General features: G+C 33.2%; 22 protein-coding genes. 20 read left to right on the forward strand and 2 right to left on the reverse strand.

Features of this window, described 5'->3' with window-relative positions; translation table 11 throughout:
* The first annotated feature begins 130 nt into the window (after positions 1-130).
* From ACNQGH_RS08815 to ACNQGH_RS08910, 20 genes are all read left to right on the forward strand, one after another.
* Complete coding sequence (locus ACNQGH_RS08815; RefSeq protein ID WP_417955619.1) at positions 131-1,012, forward strand: alpha-1,2-fucosyltransferase; 882 nt, start codon at positions 131-133, stop codon at positions 1,010-1,012.
* A complete protein-coding gene (locus ACNQGH_RS08820) occupies positions 997-2,031 on the forward strand; it encodes a glycosyltransferase family 2 protein (protein ID WP_417955621.1) in 1,035 nt (344 codons plus the stop codon). Before ACNQGH_RS08815 ends, ACNQGH_RS08820 begins: the two co-directional genes overlap by 16 nt.
* 149 nt (positions 2,032-2,180) lie before the next feature.
* A complete protein-coding gene (locus ACNQGH_RS08825) occupies positions 2,181-3,056 on the forward strand; it encodes a beta-1,6-N-acetylglucosaminyltransferase (protein ID WP_417955623.1) in 876 nt (291 codons plus the stop codon).
* The gene (locus tag ACNQGH_RS08830) at positions 3,053-3,985 is read left to right on the forward strand and encodes a glycosyltransferase family 2 protein (RefSeq protein WP_417955625.1); all 933 of its coding nucleotides are present in this window, start codon (positions 3,053-3,055) and stop codon (positions 3,983-3,985) included. The genes ACNQGH_RS08825 and ACNQGH_RS08830 overlap by 4 nt, the downstream gene beginning before the upstream one ends.
* The gene (gene wecB, locus ACNQGH_RS08835; protein WP_417955627.1) at positions 3,985-5,091 is read left to right on the forward strand and encodes a non-hydrolyzing UDP-N-acetylglucosamine 2-epimerase; all 1,107 of its coding nucleotides are present in this window, start codon (positions 3,985-3,987) and stop codon (positions 5,089-5,091) included. The genes ACNQGH_RS08830 and wecB overlap by 1 nt, the downstream gene beginning before the upstream one ends.
* 4 nt (positions 5,092-5,095) lie before the next feature.
* The gene (locus tag ACNQGH_RS08840) at positions 5,096-6,358 is read left to right on the forward strand and encodes a glycosyltransferase family protein (protein ID WP_417955629.1); all 1,263 of its coding nucleotides are present in this window, start codon (positions 5,096-5,098) and stop codon (positions 6,356-6,358) included.
* Between the two features lie 55 nt (positions 6,359-6,413).
* A complete protein-coding gene (locus ACNQGH_RS08845; RefSeq protein WP_417955631.1) occupies positions 6,414-7,721 on the forward strand; it encodes a glycosyltransferase family protein in 1,308 nt (435 codons plus the stop codon).
* 128 nt (positions 7,722-7,849) lie between these two features.
* Complete coding sequence (locus ACNQGH_RS08850) at positions 7,850-8,866, forward strand: N-acetylneuraminate synthase family protein (RefSeq protein WP_417955633.1); 1,017 nt, start codon at positions 7,850-7,852, stop codon at positions 8,864-8,866.
* Positions 8,863-10,023, forward strand: a complete 1,161-nt coding sequence (gene neuC, locus ACNQGH_RS08855) for a UDP-N-acetylglucosamine 2-epimerase (protein WP_417955634.1) — start codon at positions 8,863-8,865, stop codon at positions 10,021-10,023. Before ACNQGH_RS08850 ends, neuC begins: the two co-directional genes overlap by 4 nt.
* A complete protein-coding gene (locus ACNQGH_RS08860) occupies positions 10,023-10,721 on the forward strand; it encodes an acylneuraminate cytidylyltransferase family protein (RefSeq protein WP_417955635.1) in 699 nt (232 codons plus the stop codon). Before neuC ends, ACNQGH_RS08860 begins: the two co-directional genes overlap by 1 nt.
* The gene (asnB, locus tag ACNQGH_RS08865; RefSeq protein ID WP_417955636.1) at positions 10,721-12,466 is read left to right on the forward strand and encodes an asparagine synthase (glutamine-hydrolyzing); all 1,746 of its coding nucleotides are present in this window, start codon (positions 10,721-10,723) and stop codon (positions 12,464-12,466) included. The genes ACNQGH_RS08860 and asnB overlap by 1 nt, the downstream gene beginning before the upstream one ends.
* A 77-nt stretch (positions 12,467-12,543) precedes the next feature.
* Entirely contained in the window at positions 12,544-13,941 is a 1,398-nt protein-coding gene (locus ACNQGH_RS08870; protein WP_417955637.1) for a hypothetical protein, read from the forward strand.
* Positions 13,934-15,022 carry a glycosyltransferase family 4 protein gene (locus tag ACNQGH_RS08875; protein ID WP_417955638.1) on the forward strand — a complete coding sequence of 363 codons (1,089 nt, stop codon included), beginning with the start codon at positions 13,934-13,936 and terminating at the stop codon, positions 15,020-15,022. Before ACNQGH_RS08870 ends, ACNQGH_RS08875 begins: the two co-directional genes overlap by 8 nt.
* A gap of 31 nt (positions 15,023-15,053) precedes the next feature.
* Positions 15,054-16,487, forward strand: coding sequence for an MBOAT family O-acyltransferase (locus tag ACNQGH_RS08880; protein ID WP_417955639.1), 1,434 nt, complete (start codon positions 15,054-15,056; stop codon positions 16,485-16,487).
* A gap of 171 nt (positions 16,488-16,658) precedes the next feature.
* On the forward strand, positions 16,659-17,534 hold the full coding sequence (locus ACNQGH_RS08885) for a hypothetical protein (RefSeq protein WP_417955640.1): 876 nt from the start codon (positions 16,659-16,661) through the stop codon (positions 17,532-17,534).
* 3 nt (positions 17,535-17,537) lie between these two features.
* Complete coding sequence (locus ACNQGH_RS08890) at positions 17,538-18,716, forward strand: glycosyltransferase family 4 protein (RefSeq protein ID WP_417955641.1); 1,179 nt, start codon at positions 17,538-17,540, stop codon at positions 18,714-18,716.
* A complete protein-coding gene (locus tag ACNQGH_RS08895) occupies positions 18,713-19,522 on the forward strand; it encodes an FkbM family methyltransferase (RefSeq protein ID WP_417955642.1) in 810 nt (269 codons plus the stop codon). The genes ACNQGH_RS08890 and ACNQGH_RS08895 overlap by 4 nt, the downstream gene beginning before the upstream one ends.
* A gap of 4 nt (positions 19,523-19,526) precedes the next feature.
* Complete coding sequence (locus ACNQGH_RS08900) at positions 19,527-21,062, forward strand: glycosyltransferase family 2 protein (RefSeq protein WP_417955643.1); 1,536 nt, start codon at positions 19,527-19,529, stop codon at positions 21,060-21,062.
* Positions 21,059-22,060 (forward strand): glycosyltransferase family 2 protein, encoded by a 1,002-nt coding sequence (locus tag ACNQGH_RS08905; RefSeq protein WP_417955644.1) that lies wholly within the window; start codon positions 21,059-21,061, stop codon positions 22,058-22,060. The genes ACNQGH_RS08900 and ACNQGH_RS08905 overlap by 4 nt, the downstream gene beginning before the upstream one ends.
* A gap of 138 nt (positions 22,061-22,198) precedes the next feature.
* Entirely contained in the window at positions 22,199-23,545 is a 1,347-nt protein-coding gene (locus tag ACNQGH_RS08910; RefSeq protein ID WP_417955645.1) for a hypothetical protein, read from the forward strand.
* A 65-nt stretch (positions 23,546-23,610) separates the two neighbouring features.
* Here ACNQGH_RS08910 and ACNQGH_RS08915 read toward each other — a convergent pair whose 3' ends face one another.
* Both ACNQGH_RS08915 and ACNQGH_RS08920 read right to left on the reverse strand, forming a co-directional pair.
* Entirely contained in the window at positions 23,611-24,369 is a 759-nt protein-coding gene (locus ACNQGH_RS08915) for a glycosyltransferase (protein WP_417955646.1), read from the reverse strand.
* Entirely contained in the window at positions 24,366-25,100 is a 735-nt protein-coding gene (locus ACNQGH_RS08920; RefSeq protein WP_417955647.1) for a hypothetical protein, read from the reverse strand. The genes ACNQGH_RS08915 and ACNQGH_RS08920 overlap by 4 nt, the downstream gene beginning before the upstream one ends.

Raw genomic sequence — 25,100 nt, forward strand, 5'->3', positions numbered from 1 at the left:
AATGGAATCGCTTTATTCATAATAATTCCAAAGAATAAATAAAAGTTAATATTCTTAATGAAGCATTTTTTTATCTGTTCATGAATCTATTCCCACCGAAATTATGTGTCAATACAGTAGAAGAAAGAAAATGATAATTATAAAATTGAAGGGTGGTCTAGGGAACCAAATGTTTCAATATGCTTTTGCAAGTATTCTTGCAAAAAAAAATAATGCAATAATTAAAATAGAAAAAAGTTTTTTTGATTTGACAGAAAAAACAGAAGGGCATACACCCAGAAATTTTGAACTTGGCATTTTTGATAATTCCTATAATGAAGCAATGGTGACAGATATTCTTTTTTTTAATCAATTGTCTATTATAAATAAACTTAAACGGGATTTTGGCTTTAATTTTCCTAAAATTTATAATGAATTCTCTTTTGATTTCCATAAAACGGGGTTACTAATTAAAACGCCAGTCTATATCAAAGGGTATTTTCAGAGTTATAAGTACTTTGTTGGACATGAAGACTTTATAAACAAAATATTTGCTTTTCCTATCGATACCTTAGATAAGGTTAATAAAAAAATATTGTCTGGCATCAAAGGCACAACAACAATTTCAATCCACATCAGGAGAGGTGACTATGTTAATGATAAAGTAACCCAGCAATTTCATGGAAATTGCAGTTTAGGCTATTATTTTAATGCCATATCATTGCTAACTTCTAGAAACAAAGATTTTACATTGGTTTTCTTTTCCGATGACAGTGATTGGGTAAAAGAACAGTTTGAAACTTTACCTTATTCGAAAATAGTTGTTGACCATAATATTGGAGAAAATAGCTGGAAAGACATGCTGTTAATGAGTTCGTGCAGTCATAATATAATAGCCAATAGTTCTTTCAGTTGGTGGGCAGCTTGGTTAAATGAAAATCCTGAAAAAATAGTAATTGCGCCAGAGAAGTGGTTTGCGGAAGCTGAAAAAAGCACTAAAGATTTAATACCTTCAGAATGGATTCGTTTATAAATGCAACACCAAAAATTACGGTATTGATGCCAGTATACAATTGCGAATTGTATGTTAATGCGGCTATAGATAGTATTTTGAATCAAAGTTGTACGGACTTTGAGTTTTTAATACTAGATGATGCTTCTACAGATGAAACAGTTTCTATTATAAAATCCTACAAGGATTCTCGCATTCAACTAATAGAAAAACCATTAAACACGGGATATACAAACAGTTTAAATATGGGATTGCAAGTAGCAAAAGGTAAATACATTGCCCGTATGGATGGAGACGACATCAGTTTGCCAGAACGATTTGCCAGACAAGTGGCCTACTTGGATGCGAATCCTGAGGTAGTCGTGTGTGGAACTTCTTATGAAATACTGGGAGAGAATAAGCAGACTGTAATTCCAGAAAGCCATAATGCCATTAAGTTAGCTTTGTTAAAATCAAATTGCATAGCACATCCGTCGGTACTGATTAGAAAAAAAATACTGGATGAATTTTCGATTATTTATGACGCATCAAAAGAGCCTTCAGAGGATTATGCTATGTGGGTTCGATTGCTTTCCGTTGGTAAATTACACAATTTGCAAGAAGTCTTATTGAAATATAGAATTCATAGTACTTCTGTTTCACATAAAAGAGTTGAAGATCAGGAAAAAAGGGCAATCGAAATAAAACTTCAATTATTAAATAATTTAGATATTATTCTGGATTACTGCGAGAGAGAAATTTTGGAAAAATGTTTTAAAAAAAAGATAACAATAGATTTTGGTGAAATCAAAATATTCAAGCAGGTACATGAAAAATTATTGATATCTAATGCAGATTGTTTTTTTGAACCAATTGGTTTTACACAATTTTTAAACGATTTTGAAGCAGATGTTTTAAGAAAATGTTTTTTAAGGCAAAACAAATATTCACCGTCAGTCTATTTGGAATATCTAAAGACTAAAAAGGAGTGGAATGTTAGATTAACAACTATCCAAGAGATTAAATTAGCAGTTAAGTCCATGATCTTTTGGAAAATGTAGAGCGTTTGTATCATGTGAATTTTAAAAATTGGATTTACTAACTTTATCCGCACCTAGAAATTAGAATAAACAGTTAATTTTTTTAACCTTGATTTGTATTACAAATTAAATGCTATTTTTATAAGAAAAACATTGAAGAAATAAAATAGATGAAACAAGCCATTTTAATTACCGCTTATAAAAATTACCATCATCTAAGGGAAATTATCAATTTCTTTGATACTAATTTCGAGTTGTATATTCATATAGATAAAAAAAGCAAAATTTCAAAGATGGAACTGGATAATTTGCGAAAACACGATATCGTAAAACTGGTTTCTCAAAAATATAATGTCAACTGGGGAGGATTTAATCATTTGAAAAGTATACTTTATTTGACAGAACAAGGTCTCAGGAATCCTGAAAATAAATATTTTCATTTGATCAGTGGACATGATTTTCCAATAAAAAATAGATCTTACTTTATTGAATTTTTTAAAAACAATAATGTTGAATATATGAATTATTGTACAATTCCTAAGATCGGTTGTGCAGATAATGAGAATATGGATCGGATTGAATATTATAATTTCTATGATATATGGAATGCAAAAACTCCGAGGGAAAACGTAATAATTAAACGTTTTGTCGAAATTCAAAAAAGAATAGGGTTTAAAAGACTTATCTCTTCAAGAATGCCTAAACTTTATGGAGGGTCAACGTGGTGGAGTCTGAGCAGGGATTGTGTGAGTTATGTTATTACGTATACCAAAAAAAACAAATATGTACTGAATAGGCTCAAATATACCTTGTGTTCTGAGGAGTTTTATTTTCAAACAGTAATCATGAATTCCAACTTTGCCGGCAAAGTTGACAATAATGATTTAAGATATATTGATTGGGCTGCAAGAAATGGTAATAATCCAGCGATTTTAGATGATACAGATTATGAAAAACTGGTACAAACAGAAGCTCTTTTTGCCCGTAGGTTTGAATATCCATATTCCATCGGATTGATTAATAAAATTAAATTAGTGCTAAAATGATTCCGCCAAAAGTAACAATCATAATGGCAACGTACAATAGAGCACATTTTATTGTAGAAACTTTAGAGTCGATACGACTACAGTCTTATAAAAGCTGGGAATGTTTGATTATTGATGATGGAGGGGCCGATAATACAATGGAAGTTATAGCTCCGATTCTAGAACAAGAAAATCGGTTTCAGTTTTTGAAACGTCCCGATAGCTATATAAAAGGTTTACCGGGTTGTCGCAATTATGGTTTGGATCTAGCCAAAGGAGATTGTATTCTTTTTTTTGATGATGATGATGTGGTACATCCTGAAAATTTGAAAACAAGTGTGGAAGCTGTTGAATTAGTGGGTGTTGATTTTTGCCACTATCAAAAGTTATCTTTTGAAGAGCAACCCCCTATCATTAAAAACAATCCAATTACAATAGTAAAATCGCTGACTAAAGGGGACATTGAAAAAATAGTGACTCAAAAAATTGGCTTAGCTTCCTGTACCGTATTATGGAAAAAACAATGTTTTGATAAGATACGATTTAATGAAACTCTATTATACGCTGAAGAATGGGAATGTTATAGTAGAATCATTTCAGAAAATTTCAAAGGAATAGTAATTAGCAATGTTTTATATTACAATAGGAAACATCCTAATTCTAATACGGGAGAGTTTTATAGTAATAATGCGATTCGTAGAGCATCATATTCAAAAGCAATTTTACTGGTGATTGAAAATCTGAAAAGAAAGCAATTACTTTCGGATATTTTGCTACGCTATTTCATAATCCTGTCAAAAGATTTGGTGGAATATCATTTATTTAAATCTATTTTAGATATCTTGGAATTGTCTAAATTTGAAAAATTAAAATGGCAATTTTTCTATGGTACATTGCCTTTACGTTTGCCACTTTATAAAATGAAAAAGCAATTAAAAAGATTTAATTAATGAAAATCCTAATCGTTTTTGGCACACGTCCAGAGGCTATCAAAATGGCGTCGCTGTATCACGAACTCCGAAAAAGTAATTTTTCTGTAAAAGTTTGTGTGACGGCTCAGCATCGCGAGATGCTGGATCAGGTATTGGATTTCTTTGGGATTGTACCAGATTATGATTTGGATTTGATGCAGCCCAATCAGACCTTAAATAGTTTAAGTGCGAATATACTATTTCAAGTAGATGTAGTATTTGCCGATGCTAAACCTGATTTAGTTTTGGTTCATGGGGATACTTCAACTTCTTCCATAGTGGCCTTGGCTGCTTTTCATATAGGAATTCCAGTAGGTCATGTGGAAGCAGGATTACGTACTTACAATAAGCTAGCCCCATTTCCGGAAGAAATCAACCGACAAATCACGAGCAGAATCGCCGATATTCATTTTACACCAACACCACAAGCCACCCAAAATTTATTGAAGGAGGGGATTTCCCAAAATATCATTATTGAAACAGGTAATACGGTTATCGATTCCTTGTTTTGGGCTATCAATAAAATAGAGAGAGAAAATTATACACATCCTGAAATAGAGTATTTAAAAAAAAATATTCCACTCAACAAAAAAATAGTTTTGGTAACAGGACATCGCAGGGAAAATTTTGGAAAAGGATTCCAGAATCTTTGCGAAGCATTGTTGATGATCTCTGAAAGAGAGGACGTCACTATTGTTTATCCCGTACATCTGAATCCCAATGTGAAAGATATTGTATATAGACTATTATCTAATAAAAAAAATATACATCTAATTCCACCAGCTTCTTATCCGGCTTTTGTTTGGTTAATGCAACAGTCCTATATGATAGTGTCTGATTCGGGTGGTATTCAAGAAGAAGCACCCTCACTGGGGAAACCTGTTTTGGTTACACGAACCATTTCCGAGAGACCTGAAGGAATAGCAGCTGGATTTTCGATATTAGTGGGAACAGATAAAAATAAAATAATAAATACTATTAAATCAATTTTAGATGATTTCAATGGTTTTGAAAAACGAGCGAACCCATATGGGAATGGAGGCGCTTCAAGACGAATTTTAGATTATTTATCCAATAAACTCTAATCTTTTGAAAAAAATATCAAAAATATTAGTTATAGTCGATTCCATAAACATTGAAGATAGCAGTGGGTCCAAAGCCAATGTCGCCTTAATCCATAATTTGGCTGAAGCAGGTTATGAGGTGCTTGTTTATCATTATACGCAAAAAAATATTCAATTAACGGGTGTTAATTGCTTTCCCATTTCCGAAATAAAATACAGTCCGTTGTATTTTTTAAGCCGTTTGCAACGAATTTTACAACGAAATTTTACCATTAATATTGCGCCATTTTTTGAACAGCTGTTCGGTTTTTCGTTTACTTTTTTCAATGATACCAATAGTATTATTAAAGCATTAAAAAATTCGACTTTCGAACCAGATTTGCTACTCACCTTGAGCAAAGGTGGAAGTTTTAGACCACATTATTCCATCTTGAAATTACCTGAATTGCATGATAAATGGATGGCTTACGTGCATGATCCGTATCCGTCTCATTACTATCCAAGACCTTACGCTTGGGTAGAAGCGGGTTATAAATATAGAGAAGCTTTTTTTACACAGGTTTCTGAAAAAGCACGATATAGTGCATTTCCAAGCAAATTGTTGTTGGAATGGATGGCGAGTTATTATCCAAATTTTATAAAAACAGGGATTATTATTCCGCATCAAAACGCAAAATATAGTACTGAATCTTTGGGGCAAAAACCTGTTTTTTTAGACTATTTTGATGCTTTAAAATTCAATTTATTGCACGCCGGAAACTTGATGAAGCAACGTTCTCCCGAAGGGTTGATTGAAGGATTTAGATTGTTTTTGATTGCTAATCCGGAAGCGCGAATTGACGCGAAACTAATTTTATTGGGTAGTGCTTCTTATTATGCAAAAATGCTCAAAGAGCACCAGAACAATAATCCGGAAATTTATATTTATAATGGAAATGTCCCTTTTGATATTGTTTATAATCTGCAAAAAAATGCGTCTGTCAATGTGATTTTGGAATCAAAATCAGAAATCAGTCCTTTTCTTCCAGCGAAGTTCCCTCACTGTGTAGCAGCTAACAAAATTATTATTTCACTGGCACCCCATCACAGCGAAACTAGAAGGTTGTTAGGTAATAATTATCTCTATTGGGCTGAAGTGGACGAGGTGCAGAAAATTGCTGCCTTGATTGAAAAATTATATCAATTATGGAAAGAGGATCCCGATAATTTGCTTTTGAATAGAAGTGATTTAGAGGAATATTTGTCAGCTGATTATTTGAAAAAAGCGATTAATAATTTACAAAAGTAATAATAATTTACAAAAGTAATAACAATTAATGATTTCAAAAAATAAATAAATATTAATGGAAAATACTTATACAATTGTTGTCTGTTCACATAGTGTTTATCCACATGTTAGATCAAGTGAAGGTATTGTTAACAGAAATTGGTTTGATATTTTATCTGAAAAACATGGCAACATGGGGCTTTTATCATCTGAAAAAAGTATCGATATAATAAAAGGCAAACAGTTGACTAATGTGGATAATAATGTACTAAAAGCAGTGTATTATTGGTCTAAATTATCTAAAAATAGCGCAGCAGGATTTTTGTATCGAATATTGAATAAAATAAGTTTAAAGATTTTAAATTTACCAAAAGAAAGTTCATTATATCAGATTATTTGGGTTAAAATACAAACAAAAAAAATTTTAAAAATTACCAAGATTCTCGAAAACTCAATCTTTTGGTCAAGAATCCTTCCGACTTTTTCCATTTTGCCAATTTTGGAAGTTTGGAATCAAAAAAGAATTCCGTTCATAATAAATATCAATGATCCATTTCTGAATAATTTAGAAGGCTATTCTTACGAAGAAAAAATACTGATTAATACAAGAGATAAAGCCCAATGCTGGACATTTCCCTCCCAAAGATTATCCGATTTAGTGGCTAATAAGTATAGTTTAGATATGAAAAGATGTTTCGTAATCCCCCATGCCATGCGCAAACAAGATGAAATCTACAACTGCAATAAACAGGTTAAAGGTAAATTGAAATTTGTATACACAGGAACATTTTATAAAAGTGCATTTACGGATTCTTTTGGAATCGAGTTGGATAAATTTTCATCGTCAAAGGAAATGGAAAAAGTCGAATTTATTTTTATACTTTCCCAATACGATGATTTTTCATTACAATGGATTAATAAAAATATTCCAAATGCAAAAATTTATACCAAGCTATACAGAGATAAAGTATTGGAAATAACAATCAATGCCGATTGTATGTTTGTAATTGACTCGATAAGCCATAAAGATCTTTTAAAAGGAAAATTAGTTGAAGCGATATCGCAGGGATTGCCAATTTTTGGAGTTACTTATCAAAATTCGGTGATGGATAAGGTAGTTAAGGAATACGGAGGCATTTCATCTTATCAAAATGTTGAAAACGATATTTCGGATAAATTATGTAATCTCGTTAGAAACTTAGAAGACAGGATATGGCTTTCCGAATTTGATGAAAAAAGAAAAAATGTAATGGAAAAAATTTCAGAGGAAAATATTGCAAAAACCACTATTGAAATTGCACAATATGCATTGGATAGGTTTTTGTGGCAGGAAGGAAAGAGTCAAATGGAACCAGTTACTCCAAAAAAATGTAATTGGCCTTAATTAAAAAACAAAAAGAAAATGTTTAGTAGAGTTCACTTGTTGTGTGCGTTTTTTTATTAATTTGTCCCATCCGTTAACGGTGACCATAATAATAAGTATTTTTGTTTGTATTAAGTAAGAATTTGAATATGTTGTCAGAAAAATCGTCCCCTTATATGATTGCCGAAATTGGCCAAGCACACGAAGGAAGTTTGGGTATGTTGTATTCCTATATCGATGCGATTGCACTAACTGGCGTTGATGCTGTAAAGTTTCAAATGCACATTGCAGAGGCAGAAAGTAGTGAACACGAACCCTTTCGGGTGAAATTCTCGTTGGAGGATGAAACTCGTTATGATTATTGGAGGCGAATGGGTTTTTCTTTAGCCCAATGGAAAGATATAAAACAACATTGTGATTCGGTAGGGCTTGATTTTATATGCTCCCCTTTTAGTAATTTGGCGGTTGACTGGTTGGAAGAAATGGATGTAAAATGCTATAAGATAGGTTCGGGTGAAGTCAATAATTTTTTGATTTTAGAAAAAATTGCCCAAACCGGTAAACCAGTGATTGTCTCTTCTGGTATGAGTTCATATACTGAATTAGATGAAACTGTCGCTTTTTTAAAAGAAAGAAATGTTCCTTTTTCTATTTTACAATGTACCACTGCTTATCCCACACAACCTGAACAATATGGGTTGAATGTGATTCAAGAATTAAAAAAACGATATGAAGTGACAGTAGGTTTTTCGGATCACTCAGCCAAAAAAGAGGCGTGCATTGCTGCAACCGCTTTAGGTGCCAGTATTCTGGAATTTCATGTGGTCTTTGACCGACAACTTTTTGGTCCTGATGCTAAAGCTTCCTTAACGATGTCAGAAGTAAAGGATTTGGTTCAGGCCGTTCGTACCGTAGCCACAGCACTGGCTCACCCAATAGATAAGAATGATATTGCCTATATCGCGCCATTGAAACAAATATTTGAAAAATCATTGGCCATTAACAAGGATTTATCGAAAAATCATATTCTTTCTTTTGAGGATTTAGAAGCCAAAAAACCAAAAGGATTTGGTATTTTAGCAAGTAAATATCAAGATATTATAGGCAGGTCGCTTAAAGCCGATATGAAGCAATGGGATTTTTTAAATGAAGATGATTTAACATGAACAAAAAGCGAAAAATAGCTGTAGTTGTTACAGCACGTCCTTCTTACAGTCGCGTTAAAACGGTTTTATCAGCGATACATCAGCATCCTGATTTAGAGTTACAATTGATCGTTGCCTCGTCGGCCCTTTTAGATAGATATGGTTCTGCTGTAAACTATATAGAGCAAGATGGTTTTACTATTGCAGCCAAGGTTTTTAATGTTTTGGAAGGAGAGAATTTGACTGCTGCTGCCAAAACAACCGGGATTGGCATCTTAGAGTTGTCTACTGTTTTTGATAATTTAAAACCAGATATTGTCGTGACGGTTGCTGATCGATTTGAAACAATGGCTACTGCTATTGCAGCTTCTTATATGAATATTCCTTTGGCACACATTCAAGGAGGAGAAGTGACCGGTAATATTGATGAAAAAGTACGTCATGCAATTACCAAATTAGCGGATTATCATTTTGTGGCTTCAGAAAATGCTAAAGAACGGGTGATCCGATTAGGAGAAGAGCCAGCAATGGTGTTCAATACAGGATGTCCTTCTATTGATTTAGCGACTAGTGTTTTACAAAGCACCTCGCTTTCTTTTAATCCTTACGAAAAATACGGAGGTGTGGGAGCAAAGCCTGATTTATCGGAAGGCTATTTAGTAGTGATGCAACATCCGGTGACCACAGAATATCAAGATTCCCGTAAGCATATCGAAGCCACACTTGAAGCGATTCATAAATTGAATAAGCCCACGCTTTGGTTTTGGCCTAATGTTGATGCAGGAGCAGATGGTACATCAACGGGAATTCGTGCTTTCAGAGAACAACATCACTTACCGAATGTTCATTTTTTTAAAAATATGGAAGGAAAAGATTTTCTCCAGTTACTGCAACACAGCTCTTGTTTGATTGGAAATTCCAGTGTAGGAATCCGGGAATGTGCTTTTTTAGGAGTTCCTGTAGTTAATATCGGTTCACGTCAAAATAAAAGAGACCGCGGAGGGAACAGTATTGATGTTGACTATTTTCAGGAGAAAATTGAAGTTGCCATTTTAGATTCCATAACAAGAGGAAAAGTAGTTTCTTCTTCTATTTATGGAAAAGGGAAGGCAGGTGAACAAATCGCTCATTTATTGTTACAATTACCGTTGCAGTTTCATAAAACGATTACTTACTAATGCGAGTTTTAGGCTTAATACCAGCTCGTGGTGGCTCTAAAGGTATTCCTGGGAAAAATATTAAATATTTAGGAGGGAAACCGTTGATTGGATATACTTCGGAAATCGCCTTGCAATCACACTATTTATCGGAAGTTATTTTGTCGAGTGATGATGACTCCATTATAGCGATAGCTAAAGAATTAGGAATTTCGGTTCCTTTTGTCAGACCTGACGCATTAGCGCAAGATGCGACCCCTAGTATTGACGTGATTCTTCATGCTTTGGAATGGTATCAAGCTCATACTGTTTTATTTGATGCGGTATGCCTGCTACAAGTGACAAGCCCATTTAGAACCGTCGAGTTTTTGAATGCTGCTATTGAAAAATTTATAAAAAGTGATTGTGATTCTCTGATTTCCGTTCGGCAGATACCGCATGAATACAATCCGCATTGGGCTTTTGAAGTTAATGCTGAGGGAAATTTAAAAATAGCTACAGGGGAAGAACAGATTATCAGCAGGCGACAGGAACTTCCAGTTTCCTATCATAGAGATGGAAGTATTTATATTACTAAAACGGGAGTCCTGTTACATGATCATTCCCTATATGGTAAAACGACTGCTTTTATTGAATCGGATTCTGAATCCTATGTCAATATTGATACAGTGGCTGATTGGGATATAGCGGAGGAAATGATTAGAAAAAATAAAAAATAATGTGTGGTATAGCGGGTATAATTGACCATTTTGAGGCTTCTGAGTTGGATGTAATGTTGGCGAGCCAGCAGCATCGAGGCCCGGACTATACTGGTCGATATTTTGATGAAGGTTATGCCACTTTAGGTCATAATCGATTGGCTATTATTGATTTGTCTCCTCAGTCCAACCAGCCATTTTTGGATACTTCTGGTCGCTATAGTCTGGTTTTTAATGGTGAAATCTATAACTACATTGAATTGAAATCTGAATTACAGGCGCATTATTCTTTTCAAACCGAATCAGATACAGAAGTTTTATTAGCCGCTTATATCATTTATGGTGCGGCATGTCTGCAAAAATTTAATGGAATGTTTTCATTTGCCATTTGGGACAGTCAAGATAAAAAGATATTTGCTGCCCGCGATCGTTTTGGCGTAAAGCCTTTTTTTTATTGTTCAAAAGAAGATAATTTTTATTTTTCCTCTGAAATAAAAGCACTGCATGCTGCAGGAATTCCCAAACTCCCAAATGAAAAAGTGTGGGCCTCTTATTTTGCATTTGGTTCCTATGGGAATCTTGAAGATACTTTTTGGGATGGTATAGCGCAATTGCCTGGGGGTCATTTTTTAGAGTATTGCGATCAGGAACTTTCGATCAATAGATGGTATTTTTTTGAAGATGAAGTCGCCAAACAACCTGAAAAACGAAGTTATACTGAAGCTAAAGAACAGTATTTAGCGCTCTTGAAAGATAGTATTCAGTTGCGTTTCCGGGCAGATGTAGCTGTTGGTTTTAATATTAGCGGAGGGCTGGATAGTTCTGTTTTATTAGCGATGGTAAATGAGAACGAAAAAAATGATGCTACACATACGATAAAAAGAAAGTCTAACGCAAGTATTAATGCCTACACTTTTTACACAGACAATCCAAAGTATGATGAATTACCTTGGGTAGAAATGATGATTGCCAATACCACTAATCCTTTAACTAAAGTGTTGCTCCAAGCTGATACTGTTCCTGATTTTGCAAAAAAAATGGAATGGCAACAAGATGAGCCTTACGGAGGTATTCCTACATTGGCATATGCGAAAATATTTGAACAGGCCCGAAAGGATAATGTATTAGTACTGCTCGACGGTCAAGGTATGGACGAGCAATGGGCCGGTTATGACTATTATATGCAAGAAAATGACGCTATCGTTCAAGGAGTCACAGATTCGCCATTTAGATGCAATATGCTTTCGGATACTTTTTTATCCAAAGCAGAGAAACCGGCCTATCCTAAGCCGTTTGAAGATGAAATATTAAATAAACAATACCGTGATTTGTTTTTTACCAAAACTCCAAGGGCATTGCGGTTTAATGATCGAATTTCCATGATGTTTTCCACTGAATTAAGGGAGCCTTTTCTGGATTATAGATTGGTAGAATTTGCCTTTTCTTTACCACTGGATTTTAAAATAAAAAATGGGGTTTCTAAATTTATGTTGCGAGAAATAGCCGCGGAATATTTGGCAGATGATTTGGTTTTTGCTCCTAAAAGAGCGTTGCAGACTCCACAACGAGAATGGCTTGCAGAAGATTTGAAGGAATGGGTAAGCCAATGTTTTGAAACTATTCAGAATTCGAAATATGCTGTTTGGTTTGATAAATTAGCTTTTGAAAAAGAACTGCAGCTGTATTTTGAAGGAAATATCCAATCGAGTTTTCATATTTGGCAGTGTATCAGTTTGTGTGAAATGTTAGAAATGATTGATAATTAGTTTAATTCAAATTTGTTTTACAATTATAATAAAAAATGATATTTGAAAAATAAATTAGAAAGAAAATAAATTAACAAATGAAAAAACTAGCAATAGTTATTACGGATGGCGTCGGTTACAGAAATTTTGTTATGAGTGATTTCATTACAGAAGCTGCTCAGCAATTTGATTCCATAACCATCTATTCAGGCTTACCTATAAGTGCTTTTCAGACTATTCCACAATCAAAGATTGCAATCAAAGAACTTGAAGTTTTCCTCGAAGGAAAAGGAACTTGGTTTTTTAGAAAGTGGAAAGAAGTAGCCCATCTGCAAAAACACCATTCTTTTTATGGTATGAAAGACAATCTGATTACAGGGTATCCCAAAAACAATTCAGCGCGATCCCTATTAATCAAAGTCATTTATTTTTTTACCCGTTTTATTCATTCCGATAAAAGTATTTTGTTTGCCGAAAAATTGCAATTCCTGTCCTTTTCCAAAAATAAAAAAACAAAATCCTATATACAATTGCTCCAAGAGGACCAGCCAACACATGTCTTTTTTACTCATCAAAGACCTTCGTATTTGGCTCCTTTTTTATACGCAGTCATTCAATTAAAAATACCAGTCAGTACTTTTATTTTTAGTTGGGACAATTTGGCTTCTAAAGGTAGAATGCTTGGTAGTTTTGATTATTTCATGGTGTGGAGTGATTTAATGAAATCCGAATTGTTGTATTTTTATCCAAATGTGGAAGAGAAAAATGTAAAAGTCGTTGGAACTCCTCAATTCGAACCTTATGTAATGGAAAAATATGAAACTACGACGGAGGATTTTTACTGTAAATTTCGTTTGGATGTAAATAAAAAAATCATTTGTTTTAGTTGTGCCGATGTTTCCATTGGACAAAATGATCCAATTGTAATCCAAGCGATAGCCAATGCTATTCGGAATAAAATTATTTCCACTGATGTGCAATTCATTGTGAGAACTTCTCCTGCCGAAGACGAGGTCCGATTTAAAGCTGTTAAGAATGAATTTCCTGAAATAATTTGGAATGTTCCTAAATGGATTTTGACTCGGGAAAATCATGCAGAAAGGTGGTCGCAGCGTGTTCCCAGTGAAGAAGATATTAAAGATTTACGTTCGTTGTTGGAGCATGTGGATTTGAACATTAATATGTGTTCGACGATGAGTTTAGATTTCTTTTTGTTTGACAAACCCGTAATCAACACCGTTTTTGGTAATATGGAAAATGGTTTGTATAACGACCAACGATTTTTAAACTTTGACCATTTTAAAAAAGTGATCGATAATCAATCCGTAACCGTAGCTAAAAATGCAACCGAATTAATTGACCAAATTAATAAAGCTTTGGAGAATCCAAAAGAAAGAACTTCGCAAAGAAAAGCAATGATTGATTTACAAATAAGTGAAGATTTATCTGGTACAAGTACCCGAATCGCCACGACTTTATCTCAATGGAATGAGTGAGTTCAAAAAAATAGCCGTACTCTGCAATTATGAACTGCTACCCGAACGAGTGGGCGGTATGGACTACTTTTTTTGGCTATTTGACAAACAATGCAAAGAGAATGAGGTACAAATAGACTGGTTTTTTCCGAATGTATCCCATCATGGAGAGTATGTTGACCTGGCAATTTATGACTGTAATTATAATGTAGAGAAATTTTTTATTGATTTTTGTAATCAAAATAAAACGGACTATTCCCACATTATGACTCATTTCTTAGAACTGTGCACACCTTCTTTTTATAAAATAAAGCAGTTTTCTAAGGCTGAAATTATTGCAATAGACCACAATCCACGACCGTTAAATGGTTATCCTTTGAAAAAGAAAATAGAGAAAAGAATCAAAGGGATTTTGTTTTCAAGATATATTGATGTTTTTGTCGGGGTTTCCCATTATACCGTAGATGAAATTTTAAAAGATTTTGGAAATCATTTACACAAGAAAACTAGAACTATTTATAATGGCGTTGTAATCGAAGGTATTATTGAAAGAAACCATCGCAACATTGTAAGTCCTCTTTTTTTGGTGGCATCGCATTTAAGGGAATCCAAAGGAATTCAAGATTTGATTGTTGCTGTTTCGCTTCTTCCTTTTGAAATAAAAAATGAAATAAAAATAGATCTTTACGGCGATGGGCCTTATAAAAACGATTTGATTGAAAGCATAAAACAATTTAATTTGCAAAACTGTTTCACTTTTATGGGTAGTAGACCCAACTTGAAACAATTGTTTTCGAATTATGATTATATGTTACAGCCTACCCACATGGAGTGTTTCAGTTTGTCGATCCTCGAGAGCCTCGCAGCAAATGTTCCTGTAATAACAACAAATGTTGGAGGTAATGAAGAAGTAATTAAGGATGAGGAAAATGGCTATATTTTCAAAGCCAAAGATATTTATGGGTTGAAAGATATTCTTGAGGAGGTTTATTTAGGTCATAAAAAAATTGAATCAAATACAAGAGTAGCCGTCGAGAATTGTTTTTCATTGACAAAAATGGTAGCCAATCATTTGGCATTGGTATTGGATAATAAACCTTAATTTTACATTCTTAAATTAGCTAAAATAGTCTATGTTTTTTAATTCATTATCCTTTGCTGTTTTTCTGCCTATCGTATTCTTGTTGTATTGGTTTGTGTTTAATAAAACGAAGAGCACTCAAAATGCAATCCTCATTATCGCGAGCTATTATTTTTATTCCTGCTGGGATTGGCGGTTTTTGTTTCTGTTGGTTTTCTCCACTTTTTTGGATTATTATACCGGTATTCGAATCGAAAAGGCTAAGACTGAAACTGCCCGAAAATTTTGGTTTTGGTTGAGTATTTCTATGAATCTGGGGTTTTTAGGCATTTTTAAATACTATAATTTCTTTGCTTCGTCTTTTTCGGAATTAGTTAACGGTTTTGGATTACAAACGAGCCCGTTATTATTAAATGTTATTCTTCCTGTCGGTATCTCTTTTTATACATTTCACGGGCTGTCTTATGTGATTGATATTTATTTAAAGAGAATTGAAGCCGAATACAATTTTGTAGACTATTCTCTGTTTGTTAGCTATTTTCCTCTTTTAGTGGCAGGGCCTATTGAACGAGCTACGCATTTACTGCCACAAGTAAAGGTAAAAAGAACCTTTGATTTTGAAAAAGCCAAAGAAGGGGTTTATCAAATCACCTGGGGATTAGTAAAGAAAGTGGTGATTGCCGATACCTGTGCTACGTATGCCAATGCCATTTTTGATCATTACACTTCGATGAATTCCTTGTCGCTGTTGTTGGGCGTTTTTTATTTTGCTTTCCAGATTTATGGCGACTTTTCGGGTTATTCCGATATGGCGTTAGGAATGTCCAAATTATTCGGATTGGATTTGTTACGAAATTTTAATTATCCTTATTTTTCCAGAGATATAGCTGAGTTTTGGCGTCGCTGGCACATTTCCTTGTCTTCTTGGTTTCGGGATTATGTTTATATTCCGTTGGGAGGCAGTAAAGGGAGTAAATTAAAACAAGTTCGTAATGTATTTGTTATTTTTTTATTGAGTGGTTTTTGGCATGGTGCTAACTGGACCTTTATAGCCTGGGGATTTATCAATGCACTTTATTTTTTACCTTTATTACTACGAGATAAAAATCGGTCTAATATCGAAACCGTTCAGCTGGAATGGAATTTTAGTTCCCTTAAAGTATTAGGAAATATGTTTGTTACTTTTGCTTTATGCTGCTTGGCGTGGGTTTTTTTTAGGGCAAAATCGATAGGTGATGCGTTTGACTATATAGAGCGTATTTTTACTGACCGAAATTTTCAAGTACAATACTTGGAAAATGAACGATACAGTTACGAAATCATAGTGTTGATTCTTGCTTTCATTCTCGTTGAATGGAATAGCAGGAATCAAATAGAACCTATTTCAGGAAGATGCAGTTGGTTAAAAATGGCGTTATGTATCATGGCTATTATCGCTTTGGGTACTTATTCTGATTATAAAGAATTTATCTATTTTCAATTTTAATGAGAAGTTTAGATTCATAAAAGAGAATCTTGGCTTAATAGAGAATGGTAATGCAATACGCTTTTCAAATCGAGTCCTTCGGCTTTGTTTCCGGCGAGTTAGATTATTGGTTATACTGTTTTTGTAAAATAGACTGCTTTCAGAGCAAACGATAATAATAGAAATTTAAAAATGAAGTATTTTTTACTTTTTACCGCAAAATTATTACTAGTTACCTTTTTGATTTTGGGGGTGTTGGATGTGATCTATACACAAGTGTATAAACAATCTTCCAGTCGAAATAAAATCTCCTATGTTTACAATTCAAAAGCGAGAGATTATGATGTGGTAATTTTAGGTTCGTCTAGAGCGAATAATCATTTCGTATCGTCCCTATTTGAAGAGAAAGGATTAAAAACGTTTAATTATGGGATGAGTGGTGGTCATTTATTTGAAGCATCTTTATTATTGAAATTAATGATTGAGCGGGGATATCATATAAAAAATGTGATTCTGGAAGCTGATTTGAATTTGTCTAACGAAAAACAATCAGAGAGCGTAGCATCTAAATTTTTACCTTATATTCACAATTCTAAAACAATTGCGAAGCATTTTTCAGAACAGAAAAATTTTTGGGCATTGTATTATATCCCTTTTTATAGGTATGTTACTTTTGAGCCTCGAATTGGATTTAGAGAGATGTATAGCACAGCGAGAAATAAACCATCAAATGTTTTGGATCATTTAGGGTATTATCCTTTACGCACTAAAAAGGGGAATATGAAAAATAACCTAACCAATCTACAGCCGATACACAATAAATATTACGAAGAAATAAAGCAAATTTGCAAAGCCAATAATATCAAATTGATTGCCGTTATGACACCTATGTGTTCTAATACTAAAGGATTGGATTATTTTCAGAAAGTAAATAAAATCTACCCTGAAATACACAATTATGAAGATGTGGTTCAGGGAGATCAGTATTTTTCTTCTTGTGGGCATCTAAATGATGCAGGAGCTATATTGTTTACAAAGGTGATTTTAAAAGATTTCTTTAAAAAATAAAACATGAAAATTGCTTTTTTAACTCCCGAATACCCACATCCTAAAATCGGTTCGTCTGGTGGTATTGGTACCAGTATCAAAAACCTGGCTTTAGGACTTTTAGAACAAGGATGCACCGTTCGGGTTTTAGTCTATGGGCAAAAAGAAGAAAGTGTTTTTTATGATAACGGCATTTGCATTCAACAGATAAAAAATGTAAAACTAAAGGGATTGTCTTGGTACCTCACCCGAAAAAAACTTCAGAAAATAATCGATACCTTATATCAGGAAAAAGAAATAGATTTAGTCGAAGCTCCTGATTGGACTGGAATTACATCTTTTATAGATCCAAAAAAATGTCCAGTTGTTATTCGACTGAATGGTTCGGATACTTATTTCTGCCATTTGGATCATCGTCCGGTAAAATGGATAAACAAATTCCATGAAAAAAGAGCATTGCAAAAAGCAGATTACTTACTCTCGGTAAGTCAATTTACAGCTGATGAAACGAATGCCATTTTTGGTCTGGAAAAGAAATTCACGATAATTCCCAATTGCATTAATACTAATTTATTTGACGCCCCTGTTTATAGCGATAATTTAAGTTTTGATAATGCTCTTCCTCCTGAGGACAATACTATTCTTTATTTTGGCAGTTTAATCCGGAAAAAAGGATTGTTGGAATTGCCCTTTATTTTTAATGAGGTAATCAAAATAAAATCAGATGCAAAATTAATTTTGGTGGGTAGGGATGTTTCTGATATACTGTCGGGAAATGATTCAACTTGGGATATGATAAAGGGACTGTTTACTGAACAGGCGAGAGCGAATGTAACTTATTTAGGAAGTGTACCCTATGCGGATATAAAAAAGCAGATTAATGCAGCAGCAGTATGTGTTTTTCCTACATTTGCTGAAGCTCTTCCAGTCTCCTGGATAGAAGCTATGGCGATGCAAAAAGCAATTGTTGCTTCCAACATAGGTTGGGCAAAAGAAATTATTGATGATGGAATAAATGGATTTTTAGTACATCCAACAGATCATGCTGTTTATGCAAATAAAATCATTACCTTAATTGAAAATAAAGAAATTCAAAAAGAATTTGGACTAAAAGCAAGAGAAAAGGTTGTCCAAAAATTTAGCATGGAAATAGTGTCGCAACAAAGTTTGGCTTTTTATAATAGTTTAACCGAATTGAAATGAAAAAACAATTAAAAAAAATTATTAGTACTCTTTTTCCAAAAGGCAATTTTAAGGAGAAGGTTAAATTATTTTATTATAGCATCAATACTCCACGCCAAACTTCTTATGAGCTAATCCGTGAAAAAGAAAAAAAAACAGTTTATAAAACGATTTTTCAGGATTTGTCATTGATAACTAACGAAGCCTTATATTTTGTAGCTCCCGATTTTAGTTATTATCAACATTTTTATCAAGTAAAAAGTAAAGATGTAATTATGGATGCCGGAGCAAATTGTGGACATTTATCTATTTTGTTTTCGAAATTGACTGGAAAAAATGGACTTGTTTATGCCTTTGAACCCGATAAGTTTAATATTGCGAGAATCAATGAGAATGTGCAATTAAATAAGGAACTGGCAGAAAACATCAAAATCGAGAATTTGTTGTTATGGAATGAAAATAAGCTGGTTGATTTTTATGAGGCAGGAACAGTGGGATCTTCTGCTGTTTGGATTCCTGACAATGACAAATGTGTCAAGAAACAAGCAATACGGATTGATGACTGGGTGCTGAATAACAACATTAAAAAATTGGATTTTGTTAAAATGGATATCGAAGGTGCCGAAATTGAAGCCTTAGAGGGATGCATAAAAACGATAGAAAATCTTTCTCCAAATTTTGCTATTGCATCGTATCATATTGTAAACGGTGAGCCGACCTACATTAAAGTGGAAGCTTTTTTCAAAAAAATGAACTATCCGTTTAAAACAGTACGATTTAGAAAAAATGAAATTATAACCTTCGCCGGAGCATCAATAAAAAACTAATTCAATGATAATTATTTATCATAATGGAAGTGAAGTTGTAGCAGTAAGTAATTCTTTTAATTTAGATAAAGCTAATAAGTTATCTATAATTGGCTTTTTACTGTTATTAGCCAAAGAATATCCGGATGGTATTTTGGCATGGTGTCACATCAGTTTAAAGGAGCAGTTAAATATTTCAGAAATTGAAAAATTATTTCATCATCATAAATTATTACTTTCTTACAATCCGTCTGATACTCTTTTTTTAGACAAAAGTATTGGCTATGTCGAAGAATCTCCATTTATAAAGATTAATAAATCAGTGACTTTTCCAACTTGGCAAATGAGTAGCATGGTTGGAGGGATTCATTCTTCAGTTCTATTGGCTTTAAAATCGGAGGTTACTTATGATAAAGATTTTGATTATTTTTTATCTTCGTTGGCTAAACTGGGAATGCGAAAGGGATTACTATGTTACTCAGAGCCTAAACTTTTAAAGCAGAATACAAGTGGTCTATCAACAAGGACCAATACCTATATTCTTTTTCGTTTTGTAAAACAGCATTATAAAACGCAATGGACATTTTTATTGTTATTGAATCTACTGTTGTACGAAAGAAGATTTCCAATAGGGCCTTTTATGTATTCTCTTTTTTATAAGAATAGGAGTAAGATAACTATTAACTTGGACAGTATTATAGCGCAATCTTCAAAAAAAGTGATTGATAAAAGAACTATTGATGTTATTATTCCAACCATTGGAAGAAAAAAATATTTGCACGATGTTTTAATGGATTTAAAATCACAAATCCATTTACCAACCAATGTTATTATAGTGGAGCAAAATCCAAACGACGGAAGTAAATCGGATTTAGACTATTTGACTAATGAAATTTGGCCATTTGCCATAAAACATATTTTTACCCATCAGGCAGGTGCCTGTAATGCCAGGAATATAGCTTTAGAAGAAATAAAAAGCGAGTGGGTTTTCTTTGCAGATGATGATATCCGGTTGGAGAATAATTTTATCTTAAAAGCATTAGAACATATAAACAAATTTGGAATTAAAGCGGTTTCAGTTAAATGTTTTCAAAAAGAGAAACATCAAAAAGAGAATGTCATTTTTCAATGGATGACATTTGGTGCCGGCTGCAGTTTTGTATTTGCTGATAGTTTGAAGAATTGTAAATTTAAGAAGGGATATGAATTTGGCTTTGGTGAAGATGGTGATTTTGGGATGCAATTACGGAATTGTGGACATGATGTATTGTATTTACCGGAACCTGAAATACTACATTTGAAGGCTCCTGTTGGAGGTTTCAGATCACAACCTGAGTTGCAATGGCAAAAAGATGCTATCCAGCCGAAACCTTCACCAACAATAATGTTGTATCAAATTTTAAATAATACGCAAGAACAAGTTCGAGGCTATAAAACAACTTTGTTTTTTAAATATTATAAATATCAGACAATAAAAAATCCAATAAGTTATTTCATGACTTATAGAAAACAATGGGAAAGAAGTGTTTTTTTGGCTAATGAATTGATAAAAAGAGAATGAAATTTACGCTAATTATTTGTACTTACATGCGTTCTCAACCCTTGTTGCAATTATTGCAGTCGGTTCAGAAACAAACGGTGTATCCTGATGAAATCCTGATTATTGACGGTTCAACGAATCATGAGACTGAAATTGCTTTGCAAGAAAATAATTTCGAAAATCTGTCCTATTTTCTGGTTCCATCAGCTCATCGCGGTTTGACCAAACAAAGAAATTATGGGATTGAGCGAGTTGGAAATGATATAGAAGTTATTTGTTTCTTGGATGATGATACGGTTTTGGAAAGTGATTATATGGAACAATTACTAAGTACCTATGAAATTTACCCAAAAGCCTTGGGAGTAGGTGGTTATATTATTAATGAGACAGAATGTGAATGGGTGGGAGATAATTATCAAGCAAAAATAGACGAATATTTTTTTGATGGCTGGAAACGTAAAGATGGTAGCCGATTCCTGCTCAGAAAAAGATTAGGGTTGGACAGCGATTGTCCCCCAGGATTTTTACCGTTATTCTCTCATGGAAGAAGTGTTAGTTTTTTACCTCCTAGTGGTAAAATCTACAAAGTAGAGCAATTGATGGGAGGCGTTTCTTCTTTTAGAACGAAAGTTTTTAGAAAGTTACAATTCTCGTCCTATTTTGAAGGATATGGTTTGTATGAGGATACCGATTTTGCCTTGAGAGTTGCCAAAATAGGTGAATTATATCTGAATACGGCAGCTAAATTAAACCATTTTCATAACCCATCAGGACGGCCTAACCAATACCAATATGGTAAAATGGTAGTGAGAAACGGCTGGTACGTATGGAGAACCAAGAACCCAAAACCTTCATTAAAAGCAAAACTAAAATGGAATTCAATAACGATACTTCTGATATTGATTAGATTTAGTAATGTATTTACGACAATTAAAAGAAAAGAAGCTTTAACCGAAACTTTAGGGAGAACCATAGGGTGGTGGAGTTTATGTGTGAGTAAACCTGAAATAAAGAATTAAATACAATTCAACAAGGGTAATTAACAACTCTCAGATGTGGAATATATAAATGACCTACAATGAATTTAAACTAAATTTAATCCCTCGGCACTAAATTTTAAGAACGAAACTATCTAAATGGATAATAAAAAACGACAAATGAAAAGAATTGATTTTTTTGTTAAAAGGGTTGATCTGACCATTGTATTGATTTCATCTTTGATGATGTTTATCGTTTTAAATCTTCCTTTTAAGGCTAAGCCTTTTGGAGATATTACCTTTCATGAAGAATCTAAGAATTTAGCCTTATTTATTAAAGGTAAAATCCCATATGATCAGGTTGTAATTACGAAAGCGCCTGGGCCTATACTGTTTTATACTCCTGCTTATTTATTAGCACCTGCAGATGCTACAGATAACCAGCTTTGGGTTTACGGAGTTGTTTTTACGTCTATTAGTATTACTATTAGTTTACTTTTGATATTTAGAATTGGAACTTCTTTTTTTTCTAAAGAGGTAGGGTTTTTAAGTGTGGTGCTTTTTTTCCTTTTTCCGATACATTGTTATTATTCTTTGGGAATAATGGCAGAAGCTCCCGCCTTTTTTTCTTTAACTTTAGCTATTTATGGATGGTCAATTGCTTTTCATAAACCTAAAAAAAAAATCGGCTGGGTTTTTCTAATACTGGGTATGTGGTTTCTGATTTTGAATAGGCCTAATACAGTATTGCTTTTAGGTCTAGGTTTTTTAGTTGTTTTCTATGCCTTTTTTAAGAATAAACCTTTCTTTTTATCTTATGGAAAAAAAATGATGGTATCCTTTGTTTGTGTTGGATTATTAGGGTTAGGCATTTTGCAGCTAGCAAAAATCATAACGCGAACTAAATCTGGAGCAAATCAAGAAGCCTTGTTTTATTACGTAGCGCACCAAGGAAGATTTCAATTTAGGGAAGAGCCAACCGATTTTCGTTTCTGGGAAAGTGATGTCCGACCGGACAGTAAAGATTATCAGAACTGGAATAAAAGCGGTACCGCACTTTCTGCAGTTATGGATCATACCCATCAATCCTATGCTGAAGTTTACAAGAAATTTCTAATTGATGATGTGTTGGAACATCCAGGGTTATTTATTAGGCAGTTTTTTGTAAAATGTTTTTACGGTCAAGTTTATTTCATCAATAGTGTTCAGCCAAATAAGTTTGATTTAGGACCATTCAAAGGACCTGTTGGCTATTGGATTTTTATTTTGCTGATCAATTCTGTTAATTTAATTATTGTTACTGGTGCTTTGTTATTTTTATTTCGAGAAAAAAAATTAATTCGTTATTGGATTTTTTGGGGGATCATTATTTCTTTGCTTATCTTTCACGGATTAACGTATATGGAACCGAGATATATTTTTCCTTCGCGAGTTGCTTTGTATCTAATGAGCGCTGCTGGTTTATATAGCATTCCTTGGATTCAAAAAATAATCAATAAAATTTCATTTCCATTCTTCCCAAAATAATAAAGGCTGATAATTGATAAATATAATTTTTTGAATTGTATTAATAACTTGATCCAGTTTTGTTGTTATACTTTGTAATGATATTTTAATTTGATTAATTCTAAAGGGGCGTTAAAATAATCTGATAATTTTATTTTTGATCCTTTTTCATTTTTCCATGTAGTAATAAAAAATTCTTGTGCAATTTCATTGATGTCAGTATTAGGGAAGTTTTTTTTAATTCTGCAGAACAATTCAATATCAAAAAACCATTTAGATTGGAATGTCTCGTCAAATAGCGGTTTGACAATAATAGGTCTGAAAAATTTGAACCCGCATTGGGTATCGTATACTGCTATTTTTAGTAGCCAACTACTAACAACTGTAGCGAAAATTCTCCCTAAAATATACCTGATAAATTCTCTTTCTACATAACCACCAACGTGTTTAATTCTGGAGCCAAAGACAATAAGTTTTTTGTCATTATTAAATAGGGTAACAAGCTTTTCTATTTCATCTAATGGTGTTGATAAATCAGCATCTAAAAAGCCAAGTATGTCAAATTTTTCTTCAGATAAGAGATAATTAATGCCGCTTCTGACGGCTTCTGCCTTACCTAAATTAATTTTGTTATCAACAATAGCTATTCGGTCGGGATATTTCCAAGACAAAGTCTGTACTGTTTTTAAAGTTATATCAGTACTTCCGTCGTTTACAAAACAAAAAAAATAATTTTGATTTTCATTAATATGTCTTTCAAATTCAATTAATGGAATTCGATTTGCTTCATTATAACAGGGAACAACAATTCCGATCTGAAATATTCTGTTTTTAATTTCTATCATTTATTTGTGAATTTTCCAAATGCAACACATGAAACTCCTGCTAATTTGTTTTTGTCCATATAATTTGCATCAAAGCTGCCAATGGAAAGTAATATTTTGTTTAAAATCGGATGAATAGGCTTCATTTCTGAAGTGAATTCTTTAGAAGGGAACAAAGTAGATATTTTTCTAGTAATCCATACTAATGGAAATAATGTTCCGTACAAATAATATATTGAATCGAACGGGAATTTACTTTTTAATAATAATTCTTTTAGTGTGCTTATTGTATATCGTCGATAATGGCACAAGTAGTCATCATGAGCAGACCATAACGATTGAAATGCTGGAACAGTTATGAAATAATAGTTAGTGTTGCCCATTGAATTGTTTTTTATATCAGTTAACATTTGAAAATCATCCTCCAAATGCTCTAAAACATCCATTAAAATGACTAATGAATTTGAAACCACATTGGGTATTTTATTTTGTTTCACCAGGGTTGTATCTAATGACTCATTAATTTCTTTATCAGTATATTCGGTATCTATTAAATAACAGTTATTAATTTTATCTGGAAAAGTATGCAATAGTTCTTTAGCAAAAAATCCTGAGCCAGAACCAATATCAATTATATCATATTTAATTCCATCTGGTAATTTTTTAAAATAATTGAACAGGGGAAGTTTTTTACTTTGATAGTACCAATGTGTATTTTGGTCAACACCAGATGACATTTCCTTTAAGTCCAT

This window comes from Flavobacterium kochi (assembly GCF_048286715.1).
In the GTDB taxonomy this organism is placed as follows: domain Bacteria; phylum Bacteroidota; class Bacteroidia; order Flavobacteriales; family Flavobacteriaceae; genus Flavobacterium.